Source organism: Bacillus cereus group sp. N6, from assembly GCF_016483705.1.
GTDB classification, from domain to species: Bacteria; Bacillota; Bacilli; order Bacillales; family Bacillaceae_G; genus Bacillus_A; species Bacillus_A wiedmannii.
In genome coordinates, this window is record NZ_JAEHBI010000004.1 from 125,768 (window position 1) to 146,044 (window position 20,277).

A 20,277-nucleotide genomic window follows, 5' to 3' on the forward strand; every position below is an offset into this window, starting at 1 on the left:
TAAGTGCTCTCACATAAATTCCCCTTTATAAATTCAAGATAGCCGTTCGTCCATTCCTACCCATGTCTAGTTTTTCATCACATGGAGTACATAAGCTGTAAGTCATGTTCCAAGGCATAAGCGATAAATCCTTACCACAACATTCACAAGATAGACCTTGCTCAAATTTAGCCCACCGCTTTTCTTTCTTAATAGCTTCCTTGTTACCAATAGGCACTAAACTATTTCTCGGAGTGGAACCTAACATCGAAAAGATGTCGTTCTGATCCCAGGGAATAGGTTTACTTAAGCGACTAGATAATATAGAAAGTGTCTTTTCATGTAAGAACCAAGGCTTTCTTTGAGCAGGTTTATTAAAATCTTGATTAGCTGTTAAATCTATATTTGCTTTCAATGCTTTTTAGAGAAGAACGTAGATATCTTCTTGAAGAAACCGGGTTTTTGTTTATTGCCCATCATAAAGCGGTTTTCATGTTCTTCTAGCAGGGAAAGCTGTTCTTTTAATTCTTTAATATCTATAGGGGTTTTAATTGTCATAGAAATATTTTTCCCCTTAGAAGCTTGTACTTTATTAACCATCTTATCCAGCGTAAGGTCACAATACTCATCTTCCCAATCGCCAATAAAATAGAAGCGGTCAATAACCGTTCTACTTTTCTCATCTTGGAATGTTCCGAAGAGGATAGGGTCCTTGTCGCGTCGTTCCTTCGTTACTTGTTTTTCAACCTTACCTGTATAATCCGTGAACACAACATAGAACTGGTCGAACTTATCTTTAACAGTTTCTAAAACAGCAACAACATCATCAGGTATTTCTCGTTCATAACTTTCAAGATCCTGAATCTTAACCGTATCTTTAGAAATGTTCTCAATAAATTCTTCAATGTCATCACGGTAAACAAATGTATTGATACCAGCCTGCACAATGCTACGTTCTTTTTCAATTGTTTCTAAATGAAAGATTAATTTCTTAATAGCTTTAGTTTGGCCAGTGATTTTGTATTTGTTCAAAAGAGTAAGACAGTTATCATAGATGTTTACGAGTTCTTGATCATCTATTGTATTCTTTTTACCTTTTATAATTTCAAAGTATTCGCTTGGCGTTAGTTCTTGATTCATACCATTTTCCCCATATATTTAGTCATTTGTTCACGAGCATTCTTCATAATGACAGTGCGCTGTGCACGTTTATCCTTATGAATCATTAAGCCTAACTTTTCACCTTTGTATGTCTTCTTTAATTCTTCAATATCAAGAAGACAGGCGATACCATTTGAATTTTCTACATACATATCCATGATACGCTTATGCTTGATAGCGATAATTAAATCAACAGTTAGTTTCTTAGCTGATTCATAACTACCGGTAATGAACAGTAACTTTCTAATCAGTTCATCAAAGTTAAGCGTACCTTCAGTGTTAAATACACGTAACATGTAAGATACAACTTTTAGAACAGCAGGTAGTAGCTCCGGGTTGCGGATTCGACCAACTGTATCAGCAATACATACGGTAATGTAATCTTGAGCCCAACCGACACTCGGAAGAAGACCTGGCTTTCTTATATAATCACTACCACTGTATTCAAATTTACCTTCCATAAAATCAACAGCTTTACCATTCTTCATTGCAGTGAATGCGTCGTGGAAAACCATGTGGTTAGCTACATTGAATAAGATAGCCTTCTTGTAAGATTTTAAATTAAAGCGGTCAAGAAATTGTTCTGCAATTGGAACACCTTCTGCTTCATGTGCAATATAAGTAGGAGTACCTTTAACAGGGTGAATACCTTTTGTTACATATTTACCGACATCATGAAGTAAGGCAGAGAACATAACTACTAGTTCACTATTAACAGGTAATTCATCTGCAAGATAACGAGCAGAATCAATCACTTGCATAGTATGTTCAAATACATTTCCTTCTGGATGGTACATTAAGTTCTGTTCAAGTTCTGACAAGCAATCAATTTCAGGGAAATGAACATCTAATACATTTGCAGATTTTAATGCATGGAAGAAGCGGGAAGGGGTACGAGCCATGAATGCTTTCTTCGTTTCTTCTAATACACGTTCAATAGGTAGTGATAACAACTCTGTTTTAAGTTGATTCATCATCGTCGATGTTTTGTATTCAATAAAGAAACCATATTCTGCAGCAAATCTTGCAGCACGATACACACGAAGCGGATCTTCACAAAAAGCTTTAGTAGTTGCACGAATCGTTTCAGTTCGTAAGTCAAGTTCACCATAGAACGGATCAATTAATTTATTTGTTTCTAAATCAATAGCCATTGAATTAATAGTAATATCGCGACGGGCTAAATCGTCCTCGATAGTGATATCTGGTGATGCATAGATAACAAAACCATTGTGACCTTCAGATACTTTACGTTCTTTCCTAGCTAATGCTACTTCACAAAGTTCTCCATCAATATCCATACGATAAACAGGGAAGTCTTTACCTTGTAACATAGCAGTAGGGAAGAGACTCTCGAATCCTTCTTGTGATATACCAGTGACACAATAGTCTTTATCTTTTGGTGCGATGTCTAATAGTAAGTCACGAACAGCTCCACCTACTAAATAAACCTTTGCATTGCATGTTTTTAATGTTTCTACGATTTTAGTTAATTCCACAAAGTTCACCTTCTAGCATTTTCTTGTTGTTACTAATCCAAACCAATGTTTCGTCTCTGAACTCTGTATCGTTCGGTCCCCAGTGTTCAGCTAATAATAAGATAGAAGCAGGGAGGAGGCGGATAACTCGCTTCATTAAATCCTGCTCCGGTGTGCGTCCAGTTACACTAATAAGACAATCGTGAATAGTGTTGTTTATACCTGACATGTTATCTCTCCTTATGATACTTTTCTATTTGGTCTTGCTTTGAATTTATCACATACATCTTTATCATCAGTTGTTGTATCTTTTAACTTACAATATCCAACAGTATACCAACCTTGTTTTGTATGAGTGAAGTGAGAACAGCCATAGCATTCTTTTACTACATCTTCTTCAAGTAATCCTTGAAGCTGTTCAATTAAATACTGAGTTTCTTCTTTAGTTAATGAGCATCCGTTTAAAATAGACTTACGTTGGCCATTCGCATCGTAGCCGTCATTTCGAATATCTAAACTAATTTTGTCATTGCGTTTACGTAGAAAGATATTGTGCCTTTTAGCAGTAAACTTATCAGGAGTACCAGGGCTGTAAGTAACATTTGTATCTTTCCTAAGAATAACAACATCATCTTTAACTTCGCACATAATAACACTTCCTTTTAATGCTTTAAGTATTCCCCATGTGTATCATAACCACATCTTGTACAATACCCAGCTTGTTCTATGTCATAACTCCAATAACCAGTAGCAACTGTGTAAGTATCCCAATCATGACCTCTATGTTTACATATAAGACGTTTAATAAACTTAATCATATTTGGGCAATCTTCAGTGCCTTTTGTAATCCACCATTTTGACACCATAGAGTTAAGTTTTCTTCTAGTACTTCACTGACTTTATCGCAAAGAAGAAGGATCTCTTCCGGATCATAAGCATCTTGTTTAACATCGTTACGAATAGACTTAACTAATTCCTCAATCTCCCCAAATGACATAGGGCGTCGTTCTACAACTTCTACAGAATCAATCTTAGATATCCGTAATTTATTTAATCGGGACTTAAACTCCTGACCATTTAAAGCAGTGAACTTAAGTACCTTTTCAGAGTAGCCAAACACCATATCCTCATCTACACAATTCTTAATTTGTTCGAATGGAACTTTAAAGACCATTCTTTTGCTGTTGTATGTCCATAAGCTAATAGTAAGGATAACTTGTTTGGTTTTATTTAATTCCGTTAACAGTTGCTTGTAGTTTCTAAACTTCATTCTTATCTCTCCTTATTAAATGCAAAATGAATAGCTTCATCTTTATCGTCAAAGACAGTTAGTTTTTCATATGATTGAGTGTAGCCACAGTTACCTTCTGAAACAAAACGCTTCGCTTCAGCTTCAGTTTTAACTGCAACTCCGAATGGTGTATCCGTCGAGCGCATAGTTCCATCACCATCAGATAGCAATACATATACTTCTTTTTCTTTATCTACACTTAGTAGGTCAGATATTAAGATAGGTTCAGACTTCCAAGTAACAAACTTGTACTCTCCTAATTCAACAGCTCTACATCTACGTTGTTCTTCTATTGATATAGGAGTCTTAGTTTCAATCCACATATCATATCCACCTCTAGTTTTACCATGAGGGATATAGTTCGTTTCTTTGTCTCGATGTGGTTTATTAACAAATACATTTACTGATCCGATTTCATTACGAACTAAATATGTAAAACCTTTTAGGAATAGATAACGTAGTTCAATTTCTTCTGCATATGTTAGTACCATGACTGTTCCTCCTATGATATGAATTGGACATAGTTTAATTGTTTGTTAACAACTTTATAGTCAACATATTTAATAGATTCTGATCCGTCATAATCGTTTATCATCCACGGTCTAGAAGTATCAACTTCTTTAACTTTAAGATAAGACCAAGAATCTTTACCTTGTAAAATACCATTGTCGTCAGAGTTCTCTTCAACAAACTTTACGTATGCTGAATTAACGCGGCCGGCAATATTCCACAAAGGTATACCTACTTTATCTATAAGCCTTTGAAAATCTCTCTTAGGCTTAAACGAACCAAAGCTAGGTTGAATGATTACCTTAACGATAGTCACTACACAACAACTCCTTTACACATTTCCCTTAAGTAACTCTAATATGTCATCTACATCTTTCTTCTCAACATAAGTAGCTTTTGCTCTATCACATATAAAGCGAATCTGTTGTAACGTCTCAACACATTTAGCTAATTGTTTAATACCTGCAGTTTCATTACTTTGTAACTTATCAAGAACGGTATGATAGTCACCATGTTTCTCTATATAGTAATTACAAGGACCAACAGTTAAAGCACCAACAGGATCTTTCTTCTTCCATTGTTCACTAGCTACTTGCATAACATAACCGAACTGGTGTTGATTCTTAGATATAAACGCTTGAACATCATCCATATTATTTCCTCCTAAACATCATGACTTTTCTTCCGCATGAATCAGTGAATGTATGATGTAAGACACGACCTTCTAACTCTTTAACATCTACATGTTCACCTGTATAAACATTAATAAAGACTTGTACCATAGCAGCAACTTTCTCATGCTGTGCAGAACCTATATAAACTTCCAACATAGTAATCTCTCCTTATACTCTGACTTTACCTTCAATTGCTACCTTCATTGTTATATGTGACATTAAACGTCTCTCGTTTTCAGTGAGTCTAGCATCAGTTAATTTCTTATAGATAACTTTTAGTTCAGTAGGGGTAAAACTTATAGTACGATTTAGATTCATATTCTTATACACTCCTAAACTTTTTTGTGAAATCGACCGAAAAATACCGAAATGATATATATTATATAGTGGGCGGGAAAATTCCCCGGAAACAAATTCACTGCTTCTTCTCTCTCTATATAACCCACTATATAGACTCATATATACATACCTATATAGACATAACACTATGACATAACGACTATATAGAACTACACATCTACTACTATATAGACCTATGATGACAACTCTATATAGGACAGTAGACCAATAGCTATAAAGACTGTTAACACTGCCATAGACAGCATTACTATATAGACATACCAATACCATTCTCTCGATTGATAACCTCCAAACCCTTGATATGACTGCGTTTGTACTTCTCTATATATGACAAACACTTAGACTATTACCCTATGATTATGTGCATCTACTATATAGACATTCTCTTTATCTACTGCTATATAGACAGAGACACACACCACTATATAGACGTCTACTATATAGGGAGAATCACATACTTTATGTTTACGTACAGGTAGGAGAGGGGATAGACCACCACTAAAACCTATGACATTCAGAAGGCTTAGAAGGGGCGGAGACCCGCTTCACCCCCATCGAGAGGAGGTGTTTCAGCCTAATTTGAAAAAGCCCCTGTCAGGCAACAGCGACAGGTTTTTTGTCTACTATATAGGTAACGAATGCATGAGCAGCATTAGCTGACAGTTGCCATTCTTCGACCATCTTTTGTGCGCGACGATATGCGACTTCTTTCGGATTCTTGACCCAGTTGATGACACGTCGTTCTTTGCGGGTAACGGTGCCGTCGGTATCTATATAGATGACTTCATACTTAGTGAAGGCCCAAGTGCGTTCGTAAATGTTGACGATAAATGTTGGCATAATAGTAATCTCTCCTTAGTGAATAAAATTAGATACATGCAGGGATCAGTTTGTCTGCATAGAAAACGGGTGTCGGTAGTTCTTCCTTCGACATCCAAGCTAGTGAGTTTCCTGTTTCGATTAATTCTTCCGGTACGAATAGTTCCAGATACGGGCTGTTTAAGTTAACGACTGCATCCATTTCGATGTCACCTTCGATTACGAAAGCTAAGTATTTCTTTGTATAGTGATTCAGTCCGACTACAACTACGTCGTTCATGTTTGATGTCATTGCATAAGCTGCTGAGTGAGCAGGGGTAAACCCTGGATTAAGTGGTGGATTCTTCATGTGTATTTCCTCCTATATAGTAAGTATCAGAGTCTGGGGCTAACGCCCCAACGCTACTTATATAGCTCATGACTATATAGAGCGGGATCCATGTAACCAAGGCGATCGAGTTTTTCATAGGATGCCGCAGCTTCAGCATGTGAAGAGTAGCGATGAGATATATGTTTGAATGTCATCCAAGTATCAGAGTGATAGAACTGCAGTCCTATATAGTAGGAACTGTCATCTACTTTGATAACGGATAGTCTCGTTGAAAAGTGTTTCACGTAATCCTCTTTCCGCGTTTGTTATTGTTCCGGTTTAAATAGACGACTAAACCTAACCATCTCGTTAGGCAATGTCTAGACTTGTAATACAGTCGTGGATGTGATATAGGACATGGGCGTCGGTAGTTCTACATTTGACTAAGGGGAGATAGTCAAAATCAAAATGGACGTCGGTAGTCCTATATTTAAAAAAGGGGAGGGGAGTGATCCCCTCTTAAGATTGTTGTTGAGCAGACATAAGCTGGTTCATCATCTGCATCATTTGTTCCATGTTCTTCTCAAGCGTTTCTATACGAGAGTTGTCCTCTAAAGGAATCTCTGCAGTAGTTGGTTGAGGTGGAACTAAAAAGGACGACGCCTGTTGAGGAGTCATCCCTTGTTGTGGTTGCATAGGATTCTGTACCATTGGTTGCATACCAGGCATAGGAGCCATAGGCATGAACATGTTCGGTGCAGGTTCCGGAACAAACATATCTTTAATCTTAGAAACAATAGAACCACTGTTTCCTTGATAATGACGTTTCACTAAGTTCGCCATTTGACGTTGTTGTTCAGCTTGTAGGATACCATTTACATGTGCCATTTGAGCTTGTTGCATTAACTGGTTATAGTCGATGCCTTTCTCTGCACATAGTAGTTGAGTCATCATATTGTTAGCCGCACCTTGTACGTCTGATTGAAATTGTCCATATAAGTTATTCATGATTAAATCTCCCCGTTCTAGTTATTGTTAATACACAAAAAGGGATGAGGCGTTAGCCCCACCCGATATAAAGGAGGCGTTAGCCTACCCAAACAAAATCCTCAGAATCATTGCTGATTTGAGAAACCTTACCTTCATTGATATAGTCATTCAGGTTATCTACTTCAATTAGAATGTGTTCAATCTCATCCACTGTACGGAAAGACAACGCACCTTGATTGGCATTGTTCTTTAATACTTGGATAGCATATTCTGCTTTCTCACGATAAGAAGTCCCGACTGGGGCAAAAGCATATATAGATTGACCATTGAAAATAATATCAGTCGGCTGTACAGGTTTACCTACGTGGTTGTACAACTTAACTGTAACGTTATCAACTGCAAGCTCACCGATGTTAAACGTCTTAATCTTTAAGTCATCAGCATATAGGATACCTTCTACTTGATTAACTCGCTCAAACTTAGAATCAACTTTCTTCTTTTCTTTCTTAACAGTAGTACCAGAATCAGTATTAAAAACTGTGATACAAATACGAATAAATAAAGCAAACGTTAATAACATCCCAATAAATAAAAGCCAACCGTTACCTTCCATGACGATCTCTCCTTAAATTGCAATAGTGTATGTGCCATAAGGATTGGTAGGTTGATCAGAATCTATAACAGAAACAATACTGATTATGATGTCACCTCCAACTCCTCTTAATGAACCAATGACAGAGATGCATAACTCTTTGTCAATTACGATAAATCTTTCATCGTTGTGTAAATCTAGTATTTCATCAAACGCATTCTGAATCATCATTATGACAGCAGCTTCGAATACGACGCGGTGCTTACTACGTTTGATAGAATGGTAGGAATACTCAATCACTGTAGGTATTCCATCAATGGTAATGCAAATATCTTTGTTGCTATCAATTTTACTTTCGAACTTTGTATAACCTTCGAATAAGGTACTCATTACTTTTGACCTCATCTTCCTATTTAATTGTCATAAAAAAAGAAGCAGGGGATTAAACCTGCTTCGTTAACGATTCAACATACTTTAATACTTGTGCTTTCAACTCATAGCTGAGCTGAACATTCTCGTAGTACTGTGGATTACCTTGTACTTCAACTTGTGTTTGTCCAGGTGTGATTAGGTATATAGTTCCTGGATTATTCTTTGATTCAGCAATTGTTACGCGAATCGTTCCACAAACTAAATATAAGATACAGTTGCAAACCATACCGTATGACTTCTGTAATGCATTGGCAGGATACACCTTAATATCCTTTAAACCGTACTCCTTGTTGTGTGTTCTTACTGGTACGTTTACTGTGCGGTACCAAACTGATGATTGAATTTCTAACATGTTAATATCTCTCCTTAGAATATATTTAGATACAAAAAAGGAAGAGGACGTTAGCCTCTTCGACGTTTACGTTGTTCCATTAAGTTGTCCGCTACAGTTAACCGAATGCAAAGAAGTCTATCCTCTTTTGACATTGCTAACCATTCTCTAGTGTTAATCTTCATTATGATAACTTCCTTTCATCTACAGGCAAGAACCCTATAATAGTAGAGTTCTGCCTCCCGAATTTTGCTATATATTCAAATGTGTGTTCCCGATTATTAATGGTGCATGTTCCCACTAGGGTGTATTCATTAGGAAAATCAAATTCCTCTACGTCTTGGAACACGACTTTTTCACTGCCACCATCTACACGTAATACATGTAAGGGCATATTCTTTATATTTTTTTCTTTCTTTATTCGAAGACCATTCCATACATTGGACATCATTAAGCCTTCAAAACCTTTTTGCATTAAGCAACACCTCTGACCGCTTTATCTACCTCTGCATAGTCAGCTTCCATAAGACCAGCAATCATACGTGATGCTAGAAGACTTGCAGATTTAAGTACCTTCGTTACGCCATTACAGAAATAAGTGATTTCGATAATACCTTCCTCAATCTTTCTGGCTACTACAGCAACTAAACCTTTTGTTTCTTCTTTTGCAAGGTAAATAGAATTTTCGTTCGTTGTGATTTCTAACATGATGGATTCTCACCTTTCGGATTTTAGTTTTTTGTATAAATAAAAAAGAGAAAAGGGGATACCTTCTCTCTTAGATTGGTAAATCATCTTCTTTAATTTGTGGTTCAACTTTATCTCCTGTTTCAACTGGTTGCTCTTCTTGAGCAGGCTGTACAGGTTGTTGTTGTTCCATATTTTGAGGTGCAGGTGGCGTATAAGCAGGAGCTTGTTGACCAAACTGCGGGAACTGCATTGGTTGCTGTTGCATAGGCATTTGCTGTTGCGGTTGCATACCAAACTGTTGTTGCATTGGCATACCATACATACCTTGATTCATAGGCTGTTGCATTGGCATACCAAATTGTTGTTGAGGTTGTTGCATTCCGAATTGTTGCTGTGGCATTTGTTGTTGCATAGGAACTTGTCCAGTCAACATTGCTTCAGCAAAACGAAGAATTTGAGCTTTAACTTGTGGAGTTAAGTTAATGTGCTCCCAATAGTTCTTTTGTCCTGATTGTGCGTCTACTCCATTTTCAGTTGAGATAGTCTGTACGAATGGTGCTTGTGTACGAGGACTCATACGAACTTGGAATGAAATACTACCAATAACAGAACGCAATAAACCATTGAACATAATGCCATGTGGCACTTGGTTAGCAGATGCAGGTTTCAATGAGATATTCTCAATACCTAACTGCATATTGCTTGGTGCATTTGTTACACCATACAGATAACTACTATTTTGACGATACCAGAATGGGTCAGACTGCTTCTGTTGCTGTTGACCAAATTGTGGTTGTTGTCCAAACTGTTGTCCGTATTGTGGTTGTGTAAATTGTTGAGTTGTCATAATAAAATCTCTCCATTTCATAATTAAAATTTTTAAATCAAAAAAGGTAGGGGAGTTAGCCCCTTGAGTAGTACACTTAAACTTTTACGTACTCTATATTTAATTAGAGGAATTATTACCTCAAGAAAGGTAAAGGAGTTATCCTTCTGGGTACAGAACCAAACGTCCAGTTCTATATCCAAACCATTCTTTACATCACTATCGGATAGGGCGTTAGCCCCTATCCATTACGAGGGCACGTCCAGTTAAAGATTCCCGCTCTACATTTTATAGGCGGAAGTATAGGCGTTAGCCTGAACGTTAGTGAGGGTGCGTTAGCACCTATACGGTTGACCAATGCGTTAGCAGTGGGCAACAGCCCCGGCCGAAGGCCCGGGTAAATCCCGTCCTTATATCTACGTTCTTTATATAAACGCACATATAAAAACAGGAGCAGGGAAGAACCCCACTCCTATAAATCATCTTACAATTACTAAGTTTTCTACTGCTCGTGTAACTACAGTGTATAACCATCTGTTAGCATTCTTATATCCATCTGCTCCACGGTTAAATACTCCACTTTCATTTATTACATATACAGTCTTCCATTGTGAGCCTTGAGATGCATGTCCAGTAATAACATATCCAAACTGAACTTCTACACCTAATGGGATTTCACGTTGCCCTTGAACTTTAAGCTCTTTGTTCTTTTTACGAATCTCAGAAGCTGTCTTTCTCTCAAACAATATATCCTCGTTTACTTCAATGTAGCGATGTCCATCAAATGCTTCAGGAACAAACTTAAACTTAATATTTCCATTGCCTAGTTTCTTAACTTCAGATACTGTACCGCGCATACCGTTAGTGACTTGAATCTCACCATTGGTACCACCATCAATATTCTCTTTGATTACAACAGTTTCGCCATCCATAAGAACTGGTTGATTAAAGCCAAGATGTGAACGAATAGCTTGGTTTAAGCTTTGACGAGTTTTATTCATACCTGCAATAACAACACCGCCATTAGCAACTACCTTTGCATATTGAGCAATAGATACTCTACTGCGATTAACAACAAATACTTTTCCACCAATGTTCTGATCTTTGTTAGGGAAGATGTATGGTGCTCCATTTTCTGTAGCCTGACGAATAGCCATTGATAAAGCAACAATTGGATTATCTGCAGCTTGGCGTAATACTTCAGTAAGGATTGCATCTGGATTAACAAAGAAGTACTCTTCATCTTTTACAGGAGGCAACTGACCTGGATCTCCAACGATTAATACTTTGCATCCAGCTTTCTTAGCCATAGGAAGAATTTCCTCAGCCATACGTCTACCTGTCATAGAGAACTCATCACCAATGATTAGTCTTACACCATATAAGTTTTCTGCAGAAGGAACAAAGCGAGTACGTCCATCTTTCATTAACTCAGGCACATAGAATAGTCGATGTAGTGTAGAGCAAGAGTAACCAGGTGTCTTTTCTTTTAATACAAGTGAAGCAGTACCAGTTGGTGCACACATACGAACTTGGTCCGCTCTAATTCCAAGCTCCTCTAAGATAAAGTCAACAACAGTAGATTTACCTACACCAGCGAACCCTGCTAACTCAAACTTTCCATAACCATGAGTAGTAGAGTACCATCTCTTAATCTTGCTAACTACTGATTGTTGACTAGGTGTTAATACAATATCTCTTTTCTTCTTGCGTTTATTTGGTTGAACCGGTTCAGTAGTTTGATCTACATTGAATACAGGCTTAGGGCTATCTATAATATCTTCTGCTACAGTTACAGTATCTACAGGTTTAGGAACTTGCTTAATACTCTCACCGTTAATCTGTGCTTGTAGGTGCATTCTTAAATCTTCTCTTGTCATAATTTTAGTCATATCGAAATCTCTCCTTATAATTGGCTTTTTAGTTTTAAGTCTTTAATTTTTATCTGTCTATATAAAAGAAAAAGAGCAGGGGATAATCCCCGCTCTGTTAAATCGGTAGAACGATGTCACCTAAGTCTAGAGTTGCTTCTTCTGGTTGTGTAGGTGGTTCTGGATATTGAACTTCTGGAATAAGAATTGATTCATCAAACATAGATGGTGCTACAATAGGTTGAACTGGTTGAGCTTGTTTTACTTCTTCAACTACTTCTAAGATCTCTGCATATAATCCAGTGAAAGTAGAGTTTGCTACATTCTTCTTTAAGTGAGTCATTACGCGAACAGTGTGACCCATATACTTTTCTAATTCAGCACGAATTGTTTTGTTCTCTCTATTGTCAGCAAGAGAACCAATGAATTGACCATCTTTATAAACAAGGTAAGATGTTGTCATTGTTTGTTCGTTTACCTCAATTTTCACTTCCATAATACCTGCATCAACAGCTGCTTCTTTCATATTCATAACTCCACACTCTTGTGCAATGTGAGAAGCCTTTAAAGCACATGAAGATGCGAATGGACATCCTTCACATGGTTTATCGATACGAACATATAAATCGTACTGTTTGTTACCAAGTACATATTCTTGTGGTGCAGGATCTTCTACGATATCTTCCACTATTGGTTGTGGAGGAATGAATGGTGCTGGCACTTCATTTGTATGTTGTACAGCCTCCGCCGCTTGCTTCATTAAAGCTGGCATCATAGCATCTATTTGTTGTTGCACTAATGTATTAACATCTACAGACTGTTCTTGTTGAACAGGTGCAGTATTTGATTGTTGCATCCAAGTTAAGCCTTGTTGTAAAGCTTGTGTTTGTTGATTAAGAGCCTGTGCTTGTTGATTTAATGTGTTCATATACATTGCGAAGATTTCATTGTTATTCATATTTATTTCTCTCCCTTTATTTGATAAAATAAAAGGGTAGAGCTCCAACTCTACCCAAGTAATACAACGTTTTGAAATATTAGAAGCGAACGATAGCAGTCGTTCCTTCTTCGCCAAATGCGATTTCTGTAACAGGGATTTCATAGATACCAGCCATGCTGAAGTTTGCAGGAGCAAATCCCATGTATGCTGCATCTTCACGAGTTACTGTCATAGCGTCAGCAACTTGTGCATCCTTGTTTAAGAAGTACATTACAAGGCGAACAGAATCTTTTTGTTGTTCTGGTTTAATCGCAACTCGCACGTTACGGTTAACAGCAACAGTTTTGTTTGCTACTTTTGCAACTGGGTTCATAACACGAACTTTAACCTCGTTAGAAGGAGCAGCTCCAACTGCTACTTTCTCAACTAGGCTAGATTGTAAAAGAGTAAACGTAATATCTTGTGGTACGAAATAAGTCTCAGAAACTTTTCCAGAGATCAGAGAGTTCATTTCTTCCGCAAACACTTCGAATGGTAAAGCAATGAATCCGTTAGATGCTACGAAACGATATTCGCGGCCATCTTTACGGTAAGCAGCTTTACCATTTGTTTTTGCTTCGTTAACTAATAGGTATAGAGCACCAACTAATTGACGAACATCTAAACCTAATTCTTTTGCAGTTGCATACATTTCTTTACGAAGTTCTGCTTTGTATAGATCACGAGCCATTTTGTATTGAGATAATGTAGCATCGTAGTTAGCACGGATCTTAGCAGTCTTCTTCGCTTTAGTTAGAGATTGCATGTTTTTCTTGCGGAATACACCAGCTTCTTTAAGCTCAGCTTCAGCTTGCATCATGAAGTCTTTCTCAGCAGCCGCGCGAACGTTCTCTTTTTGAGTGTAAGCATTGTATAAGTTAGCAACATAGTACTTCACTGCATCAATTGACTGTGGAGCAACTTCCATGTGTGTAGCAATACGAGTACGGATTTCATTCTTAGCAGTATTGCTGTGACCTGTTTGGAACTTCTCACATAATGCTACGATAGCTTCTTCTGCATAGTTGAATACAAACTCATAAGCGCTATCATTGTTAACAACACCAAACTCATCTTTCTGAGAAGCTAACCATTGTGGCTTCTTAACTTCGAAACCAATGATTACAGCTTGGCCAGACATTTTATCTTGGTGTACAACTGGGCTGAAGATGTGAGCGTAAATACCTTTTTCTTCAGCAAGTAATGCGAACTTAGCCTCATTTGTTAATTCTAATTCAGCTTCCTCAAAGAAACGACCTTCGAAGTTAGCGAATAATTTGTTGATAAGAGGCATAGATAGGTAAGCACCACCGTGTTTAGGACGGTCAATTTCCCAACGACCAGCAGTACATAAAGCAAGTAAGTCAGCTTCAACTTCCGCACGTTGAGCAGCATTTAATACTGAACGAGAAAGAAGGTCAGTTAAGATCATTGCACGGTTAGCAATTACACCGATTAAGCTTGCTTCAATTGTATCAACAGTGATTTGTTGAGATAGTTCAGCAACTACTTCTAAGAAATCATGACGGCGAGAACCTGTCATTTCAGCAGGATTAAAGAATACTTTATTTCCTACTACATCAAATCCATTCATATCTTTTAACTCAGGTTTTGTTTCTTTTGCTTTAGCAGCTGCAGTTACATAAGTAGGGCAACCTGTACCGAATTCAACAGCAACACCATTCTCGTATTTAACATAAGCATCAACGAATGGAAGTACTGCTTGATTACCGTATAACTCAACTTCTTTACGAATACGAGCATTAACCATTAACTCATCAAAGATAATGATTGAAGTATCACCATCATGGTCAGCACCAGCTTGTTGTGCAACAACCCAAGAGAAAGCATCGAAGAACGTAATACCTTGCCATAAACCTTGCTCAACGAACTCAGCATACTCTGGAGATTGAACAGCAGTTACAACTGGAATCTCATGAGTAACAGTAACAGGGAAACGAACAGATAATGCTTTACCAGTTTCTAAGAAGAACTTGTCATCTTTCTTAGATGGAGCAACTACTTCATAAGCACCTAATACAGCATCTTCTTTAGTTGCAGTGTAACGACCATCTTTTGCAGCATTGTAGATAGCGAATACATCTGTGAACATGTAACGAGTACGAGCTTGAGTAGTGAATAGTTTAGAATCTAATAATTTGTTAAGCTTCTTAACTCCTAAACCAACAATCTCATCTTTAATGTATTGCTCATCAAGAATGTCACCAAACTCTTGAGCAAGACGTACATAGTCAACCGCCGCGAATTCTGTTTCTGCTTCTTCTTCAGCAGCATTAAGCATTGTTAAGATATCAGAAGTCATTTTCTCTTCGATAGAATTCTTCACGAAATCAACGCTGTTTGTAACACCTTGTTTTAATTCTTCAACAGTTAATCCCATTTGTTGTGTAGCTTGAGATGCAACCCAGATACCGTCGTTGCCATCTTTACGTTGTCCAACTACGAATAATTGGAATCCGTTTTCTTGGATATCAGCTAAGATATCTTCTGATTTCACCATACCGTCAGTTAAGATGATATCAGCATTGAATAATTCACAGATTGGGTTGAACTCGAATGAAGCACCTTTAACTGCGTTAGAGATACGTAATTGGAATGCATCAAAGCTATTGATTACTCCTGCAGAACGTAAACCTTCAGTAACGCGTTTGTTGTGCCATCCTTGTCCGTCTGTAAGGTTACGGAATAGAAGATCTTTAACAGCATCTTTGTTATCCCAGTTATTGAATTTCTCAACACCTACGAATGCATTATCTTTATTTAATACATTTAACATGAAGTCTTGATCCATTGCGATTTGAGCAGTGAAATCATCAACTAAAGCGATTGTGATTTTCTCACCATCGTTATTTGTTACTACGATGTAAGCTGGTTTAATTTCACCAATTACATTACGAGTTCCAGCAGGGAAGAACTCAACTGTGTGTTTGTGGCTGAATGTGCTTAATAAACCTTTATCAGCTTTAAGACCGTTAGAACCTGCTAACATGAAACGTTTGTAAGACTTAGCAACATCCATAACATTGTATCCAGTTTCTTCTTTGTTGATTTTGTGCTTTTTACCATAAGCGCGCTCATCTTGACCAGTTCCTAAGAAGTAAGTAATTACATCTTCTAGTGTTTTGAAACCAACAGCACCATTAGAACGAGCTTGAGACATTGATTTAGCATATGTTTTGTAAGAGAATGTTTCTTCTTCAGATACAACAGAACCGATTTCTAATTGACCATCTTCACGGTGTAATACAGATACTTCAGAGAATACCGCTTTTAATACAGCGCCGTTTACTTCTTCACCAAATGGTAGAGAAGCAGATCCGTCAAATGTACACATTTCATCAAGAACAACTGCTTTTTGTGGTTCTTCAATACGTAGAGTCATACCATCTTTGCTGTACTCTTTAACAACATTGATTGTTTGAGTCTTTTTACCTTTAGCCATTGCGAAACGGTAAGCCGCTAAGCTACCAGACATCTTTTGGAATAGAGAGTTATTGCTAGTAAGGTTGCTTACACGAGTATCCTTAGCAATGTAGAAGCGAACACCATCACGTAGAACTACTTTCTTGTTGTCGTCTTTTCCTACTTGAACCATTACATTCTCCATTAATTCTTCTAAATCGAAGTCTACTAATTTACCTAGTACTTCACCACTAGATACTACATAGATATCACCCATGTTTAGTGCTGCCATTAATACAGTCTCACGAGTCTTCTTACCGTGTACTTTAGCCTTAGCAGTAAGACGGCCTTTTAAGTTTAACTTCTCTAATGCTTTGAACTCTGCTGATTCCATGAACTTAGGGAATAGACCAGGCATAACTACCATTAAGTAGTCGATTACTTGCTTACCAGTAGCAGAAGAGAACTGAATAGATTCTTCAGTACCATCTTCTTTAGTTACTACGAATTTGTTACGACGAGCATCTACAGTTAGTGCAGTTGCATCAGTACCAATGAATTGTGAGAATAATGGAGCCTTTACACCCATGCCGAATAATGCTTTAGCGATTTGTCCTGAAGCGTTTTGTACTACCTGTAAGTTACCTGCTGTGAATACTACTGTTTTGTTTGTCATTTTAATCTCTCCTTTAGTTGTGTTGTTTACAGTTGTGTTAGTGTTGTTAGTCATAGTTGTGTTCTCTCCCTTAGTTGTGTTAGTTACCTCTGTGTTAGTAGTTGTTGTCATAGCAATCTCTCCCTTAGTGTTTTCGTTAAGATCTGTTTCTTCTACATATAAATCGATATTGATGTCTGCAGCAGAAGTCTCATCTACTGCAGGTGATACACTAGTTGATACAGTTACATTCTCACTGTGTCTTTCCATACATAAGTCATAAGCAAATGCATACTCATCAAAGTACTCAGTTTCCCAATCAACATTCTTGTTAGCATATTCCTTAGCTGCTTGTAGGCAAATAGTGCAAGGTCCGTTCTCTAAGCTTTTAGTAGTTGCGATAGTGTTAGTCATGATAATTCCTTTCATATGCTCTCATTTAATTGGTCAGGAGCTAGACCTAAATTGTTGAGTCGGCAGTAGGGGGTGGGCATCGAAAGTCCACCAAGTACAACTCATATATACCACCTTGCGCCTCAAAAATTTTAAAAAAATCCAGCCTATATAGGGCAACAAGTCAGGAAGAAAGAAGGCGGTTGTCCGTAGGGCACAGCCCAACAGCGGACGACTACCTTCTTTTTATTTGTGCCTACAGTCAGGAATGAGCGAGCCGGTGATGAAGCCAATAGTATTTGATTGAGAAAATGTGACAAATTGGTTAGGTTATGGCTGAAGTCAGGAAAGGAGGGCGAGGACATGGAAGGACTTATGTATGAACGATTTGAACAAGACCTACTTGATCATTGGGTGAAGAGTCAGGAGTCAGCAAGGGTGGGACTAAAGACCACTGTTGTATGTCTTCAAATGAACAATGGGTTTGAAGTAGTTGGACAATCAGCATGTGTGAATCCAGATGAGTACGACTATGAACTAGGTGTCTATTACGCTACTAAAGACGCGCTTAAAAGAATCGCTGACATTGTAGCTTACCTTGAACATGAAGGTACATTTTAGGCATTAAGTCAGAAGAGAAGAGCGTGGGAAGTAATCAGTGCTCTTAAATGTTTTAATCTTTTCAAAATGAACCGCACTTAAAAACCTCGATATAACATCCACTCAAATAAAACACATACAGGAGGAATCACAATGGATTTTGGACAAGCATTGATCTCATTAAAAGAAGGAAAGAAAGTAGCACGTAATGGTTGGAATGGTAAAGGAATGTGGATTGTACTAATGCCTTCATTATTCCTAGAAGCAGGAGTAGTAAATGGACGTACATCTAAACATTTAGGACAAGGTGTAGATTTAGATTCACAACCTTATATCGCAATGTTCACTGCTGAAAAGAAATGGCAACCAGGTTGGTTAGCAAGTCAAGCAGACCTACTAGCAGAAGACTGGGAAGAAGTAGCTTAACAATAAAGAGAACCAGTCAGGAGAAAAGGAGGGCGGTAAAATGTCTGTAGAAAAACGTATGGAAGAGTTACGTCAAATGGAAGTAGAGACACCTGAACAGTTAAAGGTAAGAGCAACAAATGAATTAGTATTACCTTCTACATGGAAAGTGTCTAATGAGACAAGAGGAATGATCAATCAGTCTATGGAGATATACAACACAAAACATGGACTATATGCTTCTGTTCCTATGCTGTGCCAAGGTGAGAGTTGTCCTTATGCAAGTGTTTGTCCGTTACTTGATGGAGGAATGGATCCAAGTGGTTCTCGTTGTCCTCTTGAGATTGGACTTATTATGAAACGTGTAGATGAATACCAAAAGGAATTCCATGTTGCTGATAATGACGTAGTTGATATGAGTTTGATTAAAGACTTAGTAGATTACGATGTTCAGTTATTCAGAGCAGAGAACCGAATTGCTATGCAAGGTGATTTTATTGAAGACGTAGTTGTTAGTGTAACGGATAACGGTCAGGAGATAACAGCCCCTCAAATATCTAAGGCAGCTGAGTATAAAGAGAAGATTATGACGAAGAAACATAAGGTTCTTCAATTGATGCACTCTACTCGTTCTGATAAAGCAGGAGATAGATTGACTCTTACATTGGACCCAAGTTCTTATGCATCTCAGTTAATGTCTCAAATCGCATCCACTATGGAGCCTGGACAGATATTTGATGCAGAGTTCGACGAGGTTGGGGAATAGTTTTCAGCCTTGGCAAAAAAGCTTTTAGAATTGTATTAATCGTGCTGGGGGCGATTTTTCCCCAGTGCGAGGAATCAATTGTCGAAGACGTTTGATAACGCTCTGGATAGCGGCGCTTAGTCGAATCATTTTTATCATACACGGAAAGTAGGTGGTATCTATGACTGCTAAAGAGCATGTAATTGACACTTTTGCTACCTCTAAGTTTCTACAAAAGAATAGGTCAAAGATTGCAATGGGTGCTGTCGGTTTTGGAATAGCTAAATCTATTGTCGATGGAGAAGAAGATGATTTAATTACTTCTGCAGGTAAAGGAATCAAGACAGGAGCGGTAGTTGGTGGTCTAGCTTATGGTGCTGAACACTTAATGAAAACTCAAACTGTGCAAGACCTAGTAAAAGGTGAGATTTCTGATGTAGGAAAAGAAGCTATTAAGAAAGTGAGCAAAGGAAGTAAGATGCTACTTTCAGGTAATAAGCTGGGTACTGCTATGAAAATGGGTATGTACGCTGTCGGTGCTGCTACTGTTTTAGATGCAGGACAACGCATGGGTGAAAACCGTGAAGCAGAAAAGATTAAGAGAGAGCAAGAATATCGTCTTAAACAAAAAATGAAGAAACAGAAGGATAAGAACAAGAAGTATTCATATGGAAACATAAATCAAGGAGAAGTCGTATTTGACCTATTTGAAGCAAGAACAGGTCATCATAAGATGGGCAACGCTAAATTTAATTAAGGCGGT

At 37.8% G+C, this 20,277-nt stretch carries 26 protein-coding genes; 4 read left to right on the forward strand and 22 right to left on the reverse strand.

The genetic code is table 11. The features are described from left to right. Positions 1–390: 390 nt before the first annotated feature. The 22 genes from JDS99_RS05550 to JDS99_RS05655 all read right to left on the reverse strand — a co-directional run bounded on the left by JDS99_RS05550 (position 391) and on the right by JDS99_RS05655 (position 17,800). Positions 391–1,119: a hypothetical protein gene (locus tag JDS99_RS05550; RefSeq protein WP_199694714.1), complete on the reverse strand. Its 729-nt coding sequence runs from the start codon at positions 1,117–1,119 to the stop codon at positions 391–393. Beyond that, complete coding sequence (locus JDS99_RS32540) at positions 1,116–2,639, reverse strand: tRNA nucleotidyltransferase/poly(A) polymerase-related protein (protein WP_199694715.1); 1,524 nt, start codon at positions 2,637–2,639, stop codon at positions 1,116–1,118. Before JDS99_RS32540 ends, JDS99_RS05550 begins: the two co-directional genes overlap by 4 nt. Then, positions 2,626–2,847, reverse strand: coding sequence for a hypothetical protein (locus JDS99_RS05560; RefSeq protein WP_199694716.1), 222 nt, complete (start codon positions 2,845–2,847; stop codon positions 2,626–2,628). Before JDS99_RS05560 ends, JDS99_RS32540 begins: the two co-directional genes overlap by 14 nt. 11 nt (positions 2,848–2,858) lie before the next feature. Further along, positions 2,859–3,266: a hypothetical protein gene (locus JDS99_RS05565; RefSeq protein ID WP_199694717.1), complete on the reverse strand. Its 408-nt coding sequence runs from the start codon at positions 3,264–3,266 to the stop codon at positions 2,859–2,861. Between the two features lie 14 nt (positions 3,267–3,280). Next, positions 3,281–3,436, reverse strand: coding sequence for a hypothetical protein (locus tag JDS99_RS05570; RefSeq protein ID WP_199694718.1), 156 nt, complete (start codon positions 3,434–3,436; stop codon positions 3,281–3,283). After that, complete coding sequence (locus JDS99_RS05575; RefSeq protein WP_085782804.1) at positions 3,433–3,888, reverse strand: hypothetical protein; 456 nt, start codon at positions 3,886–3,888, stop codon at positions 3,433–3,435. The genes JDS99_RS05570 and JDS99_RS05575 overlap by 4 nt, the downstream gene beginning before the upstream one ends. Before the next feature lie 2 nt (positions 3,889–3,890). Further along, positions 3,891–4,400 (reverse strand): hypothetical protein, encoded by a 510-nt coding sequence (locus JDS99_RS05580; RefSeq protein WP_199694719.1) that lies wholly within the window; start codon positions 4,398–4,400, stop codon positions 3,891–3,893. Positions 4,401–4,411: 11 nt separating this feature from the next. Next, positions 4,412–4,642 carry a hypothetical protein gene (locus JDS99_RS05585; protein WP_199694720.1) on the reverse strand — a complete coding sequence of 77 codons (231 nt, stop codon included), beginning with the start codon at positions 4,640–4,642 and terminating at the stop codon, positions 4,412–4,414. A gap of 108 nt (positions 4,643–4,750) precedes the next feature. Continuing rightward, entirely contained in the window at positions 4,751–5,071 is a 321-nt protein-coding gene (locus JDS99_RS05590) for a hypothetical protein (protein WP_199694721.1), read from the reverse strand. 1 nt (position 5,072) lies between these two features. Continuing rightward, positions 5,073–5,249: a hypothetical protein gene (locus JDS99_RS05595; RefSeq protein WP_199694722.1), complete on the reverse strand. Its 177-nt coding sequence runs from the start codon at positions 5,247–5,249 to the stop codon at positions 5,073–5,075. 798 nt (positions 5,250–6,047) lie between these two features. Further along, complete coding sequence (locus tag JDS99_RS05600; protein WP_050266886.1) at positions 6,048–6,293, reverse strand: hypothetical protein; 246 nt, start codon at positions 6,291–6,293, stop codon at positions 6,048–6,050. A gap of 28 nt (positions 6,294–6,321) precedes the next feature. Next, positions 6,322–6,621 (reverse strand): hypothetical protein, encoded by a 300-nt coding sequence (locus JDS99_RS05605; RefSeq protein ID WP_242475667.1) that lies wholly within the window; start codon positions 6,619–6,621, stop codon positions 6,322–6,324. Positions 6,622–7,101: 480 nt separating this feature from the next. Continuing rightward, positions 7,102–7,590 (reverse strand): hypothetical protein, encoded by a 489-nt coding sequence (locus tag JDS99_RS05610; protein WP_139888877.1) that lies wholly within the window; start codon positions 7,588–7,590, stop codon positions 7,102–7,104. 79 nt (positions 7,591–7,669) lie between these two features. Then, positions 7,670–8,185, reverse strand: a complete 516-nt coding sequence (locus tag JDS99_RS05615; protein ID WP_139888878.1) for a hypothetical protein — start codon at positions 8,183–8,185, stop codon at positions 7,670–7,672. A 12-nt stretch (positions 8,186–8,197) separates the two neighbouring features. Continuing rightward, entirely contained in the window at positions 8,198–8,464 is a 267-nt protein-coding gene (locus JDS99_RS05620) for a hypothetical protein (protein ID WP_242475669.1), read from the reverse strand. 142 nt (positions 8,465–8,606) lie between these two features. Further along, entirely contained in the window at positions 8,607–8,948 is a 342-nt protein-coding gene (locus JDS99_RS05625) for a hypothetical protein (RefSeq protein WP_098265238.1), read from the reverse strand. A gap of 163 nt (positions 8,949–9,111) precedes the next feature. Further along, positions 9,112–9,402: a hypothetical protein gene (locus JDS99_RS05630; protein WP_098265237.1), complete on the reverse strand. Its 291-nt coding sequence runs from the start codon at positions 9,400–9,402 to the stop codon at positions 9,112–9,114. Beyond that, complete coding sequence (locus tag JDS99_RS05635) at positions 9,402–9,635, reverse strand: hypothetical protein (RefSeq protein WP_098265236.1); 234 nt, start codon at positions 9,633–9,635, stop codon at positions 9,402–9,404. The genes JDS99_RS05630 and JDS99_RS05635 overlap by 1 nt, the downstream gene beginning before the upstream one ends. A 70-nt stretch (positions 9,636–9,705) precedes the next feature. Next, positions 9,706–10,464, reverse strand: coding sequence for a hypothetical protein (locus JDS99_RS05640; RefSeq protein ID WP_242475671.1), 759 nt, complete (start codon positions 10,462–10,464; stop codon positions 9,706–9,708). Positions 10,465–10,922: 458 nt separating this feature from the next. After that, positions 10,923–12,335, reverse strand: coding sequence for an ATP-dependent DNA helicase (locus tag JDS99_RS05645; protein ID WP_242475673.1), 1,413 nt, complete (start codon positions 12,333–12,335; stop codon positions 10,923–10,925). Between the two features lie 97 nt (positions 12,336–12,432). Continuing rightward, a complete protein-coding gene (locus tag JDS99_RS05650; RefSeq protein ID WP_199694725.1) occupies positions 12,433–13,272 on the reverse strand; it encodes a hypothetical protein in 840 nt (279 codons plus the stop codon). A gap of 79 nt (positions 13,273–13,351) precedes the next feature. Then, positions 13,352–17,800: a hypothetical protein gene (locus tag JDS99_RS05655; protein WP_242475675.1), complete on the reverse strand. Its 4,449-nt coding sequence runs from the start codon at positions 17,798–17,800 to the stop codon at positions 13,352–13,354. A gap of 327 nt (positions 17,801–18,127) precedes the next feature. Between JDS99_RS05655 and JDS99_RS05660 the strand changes: the two genes are divergently transcribed. The 4 genes from JDS99_RS05660 to JDS99_RS05675 all read left to right on the forward strand — a co-directional run bounded on the left by JDS99_RS05660 (position 18,128) and on the right by JDS99_RS05675 (position 20,271). Then, on the forward strand, positions 18,128–18,385 hold the full coding sequence (locus JDS99_RS05660) for a Gp49 family protein (protein ID WP_085782821.1): 258 nt from the start codon (positions 18,128–18,130) through the stop codon (positions 18,383–18,385). A 132-nt stretch (positions 18,386–18,517) separates the two neighbouring features. After that, positions 18,518–18,790, forward strand: a complete 273-nt coding sequence (locus JDS99_RS05665; protein WP_085782822.1) for a DUF2829 domain-containing protein — start codon at positions 18,518–18,520, stop codon at positions 18,788–18,790. A 40-nt stretch (positions 18,791–18,830) separates the two neighbouring features. Then, positions 18,831–19,535, forward strand: a complete 705-nt coding sequence (locus tag JDS99_RS05670) for a hypothetical protein (RefSeq protein ID WP_000110097.1) — start codon at positions 18,831–18,833, stop codon at positions 19,533–19,535. A gap of 160 nt (positions 19,536–19,695) precedes the next feature. Then, on the forward strand, positions 19,696–20,271 hold the full coding sequence (locus tag JDS99_RS05675) for a hypothetical protein (RefSeq protein ID WP_206773143.1): 576 nt from the start codon (positions 19,696–19,698) through the stop codon (positions 20,269–20,271). Positions 20,272–20,277 lie beyond the last annotated feature (6 nt).

What these genes read in the sequence shown, in the direction of transcription:
- JDS99_RS05635 (WP_098265236.1), bottom strand. Translation starts at nt 9,635, where the DNA reads ATGTTAGAAATCACAACGAACGAAAATTCTATTTACCTTGCAAAAGAA.
- JDS99_RS05590 (WP_199694721.1), bottom strand. Translation starts at nt 5,071, where the DNA reads ATGGATGATGTTCAAGCGTTTATATCTAAGAATCAACACCAGTTCGGT.
- JDS99_RS05675 (WP_206773143.1), top strand. Translation starts at nt 19,696, where the DNA reads ATGACTGCTAAAGAGCATGTAATTGACACTTTTGCTACCTCTAAGTTT.
- JDS99_RS05575 (WP_085782804.1), bottom strand. Translation starts at nt 3,888, where the DNA reads ATGAAGTTTAGAAACTACAAGCAACTGTTAACGGAATTAAATAAAACC.
- JDS99_RS05605 (WP_242475667.1), bottom strand. Translation starts at nt 6,621, where the DNA reads ATGAAGAATCCACCACTTAATCCAGGGTTTACCCCTGCTCACTCAGCA.
- JDS99_RS05630 (WP_098265237.1), bottom strand. Translation starts at nt 9,402, where the DNA reads ATGCAAAAAGGTTTTGAAGGCTTAATGATGTCCAATGTATGGAATGGT.
- JDS99_RS05650 (WP_199694725.1), bottom strand. Translation starts at nt 13,272, where the DNA reads ATGAATAACAATGAAATCTTCGCAATGTATATGAACACATTAAATCAA.
- JDS99_RS05665 (WP_085782822.1), top strand. Translation starts at nt 18,518, where the DNA reads ATGGATTTTGGACAAGCATTGATCTCATTAAAAGAAGGAAAGAAAGTA.
- JDS99_RS05570 (WP_199694718.1), bottom strand. Translation starts at nt 3,436, where the DNA reads ATGATTAAGTTTATTAAACGTCTTATATGTAAACATAGAGGTCATGAT.
- JDS99_RS05640 (WP_242475671.1), bottom strand. Translation starts at nt 10,464, where the DNA reads ATGACAACTCAACAATTTACACAACCACAATACGGACAACAGTTTGGA.
- JDS99_RS05560 (WP_199694716.1), bottom strand. Translation starts at nt 2,847, where the DNA reads ATGTCAGGTATAAACAACACTATTCACGATTGTCTTATTAGTGTAACT.
- JDS99_RS05550 (WP_199694714.1), bottom strand. Translation starts at nt 1,119, where the DNA reads ATGAATCAAGAACTAACGCCAAGCGAATACTTTGAAATTATAAAAGGT.
- JDS99_RS05660 (WP_085782821.1), top strand. Translation starts at nt 18,128, where the DNA reads ATGGAAGGACTTATGTATGAACGATTTGAACAAGACCTACTTGATCAT.
- JDS99_RS05580 (WP_199694719.1), bottom strand. Translation starts at nt 4,400, where the DNA reads ATGGTACTAACATATGCAGAAGAAATTGAACTACGTTATCTATTCCTA.
- JDS99_RS05645 (WP_242475673.1), bottom strand. Translation starts at nt 12,335, where the DNA reads ATGACTAAAATTATGACAAGAGAAGATTTAAGAATGCACCTACAAGCA.
- JDS99_RS05595 (WP_199694722.1), bottom strand. Translation starts at nt 5,249, where the DNA reads ATGTTGGAAGTTTATATAGGTTCTGCACAGCATGAGAAAGTTGCTGCT.
- JDS99_RS05655 (WP_242475675.1), bottom strand. Translation starts at nt 17,800, where the DNA reads ATGAAAGGAATTATCATGACTAACACTATCGCAACTACTAAAAGCTTA.
- JDS99_RS05615 (WP_139888878.1), bottom strand. Translation starts at nt 8,185, where the DNA reads ATGGAAGGTAACGGTTGGCTTTTATTTATTGGGATGTTATTAACGTTT.
- JDS99_RS05600 (WP_050266886.1), bottom strand. Translation starts at nt 6,293, where the DNA reads ATGCCAACATTTATCGTCAACATTTACGAACGCACTTGGGCCTTCACT.
- JDS99_RS05610 (WP_139888877.1), bottom strand. Translation starts at nt 7,590, where the DNA reads ATGAATAACTTATATGGACAATTTCAATCAGACGTACAAGGTGCGGCT.
- JDS99_RS05625 (WP_098265238.1), bottom strand. Translation starts at nt 8,948, where the DNA reads ATGTTAGAAATTCAATCATCAGTTTGGTACCGCACAGTAAACGTACCA.
- JDS99_RS05565 (WP_199694717.1), bottom strand. Translation starts at nt 3,266, where the DNA reads ATGTGCGAAGTTAAAGATGATGTTGTTATTCTTAGGAAAGATACAAAT.
- JDS99_RS05670 (WP_000110097.1), top strand. Translation starts at nt 18,831, where the DNA reads ATGTCTGTAGAAAAACGTATGGAAGAGTTACGTCAAATGGAAGTAGAG.